Here is a 3,748-nt window from a genome sequence, read left to right on the forward strand (position 1 = left end):
GGCGGGCACCTCCGCCGCCGCCGCGCCCGCCGCCACCGACCCCGTCGAGGCCCGTTTCTGGGAGGCCGTGGAGCGCGAGGACTGGCAGGCGCTCGCCGCCGAGCTGGACGTCGCCGGGGACGAGCGGGTCGGCGCACTGCTGCCCGCCCTGGCGTCGTGGCGCAAGCAGAGCCGTGAGCGGTCCGTGGTGGACGGCTGGCGCTACCGCGTCACCTGGAAGCCGCTCGCCGACGGGCAGCCCGCGCGGCTGACCGGCGTCTGGCTCGTCGTCGCGCCGGGCACCAAGGGCACCCTGGGCACCGAGAACACCCCAGGCGCCAAGGACACCCCGGGCCCCGAGGACACCTGGACCGACGCCGTGGCCGCAGCGCTCGCCGAACGCGGCGCCGAGGTGCGGCGGATCGCCGTGGACACCGACGCCGACGGCCGCGAGGAGCTGGCCGAGCGGCTGCGCACCGCGCTCGCGGACACCGATGGCATCCCGTTCACCGGGGTGCTGTCGCTGCTGGCCCTCGACGGCCACCCGCACCCCCGGCACCCGTCCGTCCCGGCCGGGGTGGCGGCGCAGCTCGCGCTGGTGCAGGCGCTGGGCGACGCGGAGATCGGCGCGCCGCTGTGGTCCGCCACCCGGGGCGCGGTCTCCGTGGGCCGTACGGACCCGCTGGAGTCCCCCGAACAGGCGCTGGTCTGGGGCCTGGGCCGGGTGGCCGCCCTGGAGCACGGCGAGCGCTGGGGCGGTCTGGTGGACCTGCCCCAGGCGCCCGACGAGCGGGCGCTGACCCGGCTGGTGGCCGTGCTCGCCGGGGCCGAGGAGGAGGACCAGGTGGCGATCCGGGCCACCGGGCTGCTCGTACGCCGTCTGGTGCGCGCCCCGCTGGCCGCCACGCCCGCCGTACGGTCGTGGCAGCCGTCCGGTACGACGCTGGTCACCGGCGGTACGGGCGCGCTGGGCGCCCATGTGGCACGGTGGCTGGCCGGTCAGGGCGCCGAGCACCTGGTGCTCACCAGCCGCCGTGGCCTCCAGGCCCCGGGCGCGGCGGAGCTGCGGGCCGAGCTGACCGAACTCGGTGCCCAGGTCACCATCGCGGCCTGCGACGTGGCCGACCGCGCCCAGGTCGAGGCGCTGCTCGCGGACATCCCCGCCGCACACCCGCTGACCGCCGTGGTCCACACGGCCGCCGTGCTGGACGACGGGGTGATCGAGGGCCTGACCCCGGACCAGGTGGACCGGGTGCTGAAGGTCAAGGTGGACGCCACCCGCCATCTGCACGAGCTGACCCGGGACCTGGACCTGTCCGCGTTCGTGCTGTTCTCCTCCTTCGCGGCCACCTTCGGCGCGCCCGGCCAGGGCAACTACGCCCCGGGCAACGCCTTCCTCGACGCCTTCGCCGAGTACCGGCGCGCCCAGGGCCTGCCCGCCACCTCGCTGGCCTGGGGCCCGTGGGGCGAGGGAGGCATGGCCGAGGGGGGTGTCGGCGACCGGATGCGCCGTCACGGCGTCATCGAGATGGCGCCGCGGGCGGCCGTCACCGCGCTCCAGCACGCGCTGGACCGCGACGAGTCGGTGCTGACCGTCGTCGACATGGAGTGGAAGCGCTTCGTCCTCGCCTTCACCTCCGGCCGCTCCCGTCCGCTGCTGCACGACCTGCCCGAGGCGCGGGAGGTCATCAAGGACATGGCCGGCGACGCCGAGGCGGACGGCGCCGGAGCGGTCGCGCTGGCGCAGCGGCTCGCCGGGGTGCCGGAGGCCGAGCAGGAGCGGCTGGTGCTGGAGCTGGTCCGCACCGCCGTCGCGGCCGTCCTGGGCTACGCGGGCGCCGAGGACGTCGAGGCGGGCCGGGCCTTCAAGGAGCTGGGCTTCGACTCGCTCACCGCCGTCGAGCTGCGCAACCGGCTCGGCGCCGCCAGCGGGCTGAAGCTCCCGCCGACGCTGATCTTCGACTACCCCACCCCGACGGTGCTCGCGCGCCATCTGCGCGCCGAGATCGGCGGCGGGCAGCGGGCCGCCGTGGCCGCGCTGCCGACCGCGGCGGCGCTCGCCGACGACGAGCCGATCGCCATCGTCTCCATGAGCTGCCGTTTCCCGGGCGGTGTGCGCACCCCCGAGGAGCTGTGGCAGCTGCTCACCTCCGGTGGTGACGCGCTGTCGGAGTTCCCGGGCGACCGCGGCTGGGACATCGAGTCCCTCTACAACCCGGACCCGGACGCGCAGGGCACCAGCTACACCCGCGAGGGCGGATTCCTCACCGGGGCGGCCGACTTCGACCCCGCCTTCTTCGGGATCTCGCCGCGGGAGGCCATGGCGATGGACCCGCAGCAGCGGCTGCTGCTGGAGACGTCCTGGGAGGCGTTCGAGCGGGCCGGGATCGACCCGGCCACGCTGCACGGCAGCCCGTCCGGTGTCTTCGTCGGCACCAACGGCTCCGACTACTCCATCCTCATGCGCAACACCACGGAGGGGTACGAGGGCCACCTGGCCACCGGCAGCGCCGCGAGCGTCGTCTCCGGCCGCCTGTCGTACACCTTCGGCCTGGAGGGCCCGGCGGTCACCGTGGACACCGCGTGCTCGGCGTCGCTGGTGGCGCTGCACCTGGCCGTCCAGTCGCTGCGCCAGGGCGAGTGCTCGCTCGCGCTCGCGGGCGGGGTGACCGTGATGGCCACCCCGGGCACCTTCATCGAGTTCAGCCGCCAGCGCGGACTGTCCTCCGACGGCCGCAGCAAGGCGTTTTCCTCGGACGCGGACGGCTTCAGCCCGGCCGAGGGTGTGGGCATGCTGCTGGTGGAGCGGCTGTCGGACGCGCGGCGGAACGGCCATCCGGTGCTGGCGGTCGTGCGCGGCAGCGCGATCAACCAGGACGGCGCGTCCAACGGTCTGACGGCGCCCAACGGCCCGTCCCAGCAGCGTGTCATCCGGCAGGCGCTGGCCAACGCCCGGCTGTCGGCGGCCGAGGTGGACGTGGTCGAGGCGCACGGCACCGGCACGACGCTGGGCGACCCGATCGAGGCGCAGGCCCTGCTGGCCACCTACGGCCAGGACCGGCCCGAGGGGCAGCCGCTGCTGCTGGGCTCCATCAAGTCCAACATCGGTCACGCCCAAGCCGCCGCCGGTGTCGCCGGGGTGATGAAGCTCGTGCTCGCGCTGCGCCACGGCGTCCTGCCGGAGTCGCTGCACATCGTCGAGCCCACCCCGCACGTGGACTGGTCGGCGGGCGACGTCGAGCTGCTGACCGAGGCGCGGGAGTGGCCGGAGACCGGCCGTCCGCGCCGCGCCGCGGTGTCCTCGTTCGGCTTCAGCGGCACCAACGCGCACGCCATCCTGGAGCAGGCGCCCGCCGAGGAGGAGGGCGCGAGCGAGCCGGTGACCCGGCGGCTCGGCGTGCTGCCGTGGGTGGTGTCCGGCAAGAGCGAGGCGGCGCTGCGCGCCCAGGCCGCCAAGCTGCTGGCCCACCTCGACGCCGATCCGGCCGCGCGTCCGCTGGACATCGGCCACTCGCTGGCCACCACCCGTGCCGCCTTCGACCGGCGCGCGGTGCTGGTCGGCGCCGACCGGGAGGATTTCGTCCGTGGGGTGGACGCCCTGGCTAGGGGGCAGGTCCTGCCCAACCTGGTGCAGGGGGCCTCAATCGGGGGCAAGGCCGCATTCGTGTTCCCAGGACAGGGGTCACAATGGGTAGGCATGGCCGTGGAGCTGTTGGATGCTTCACCGGTGTTCGCTGCCCGTATTGATGAGTGTGCCGCCGCGCTCGCA

1 protein-coding gene is annotated in these 3,748 nt (G+C 75.1%); it reads left to right on the plus strand.

The genetic code is table 11. From position 1 onward, the window contains the following. The coding region (locus tag AXW62_RS39265; RefSeq protein ID WP_159061109.1) for a type I polyketide synthase at positions 1–3,748 on the plus strand (3,748 nt) is incomplete at both ends.

Origin of the sequence: Streptomyces hygroscopicus subsp. hygroscopicus, from assembly GCF_001553455.1 — a bacterium.
Classification (GTDB): Bacteria; Actinomycetota; Actinomycetes; order Streptomycetales; family Streptomycetaceae; genus Streptomyces; species Streptomyces hygroscopicus.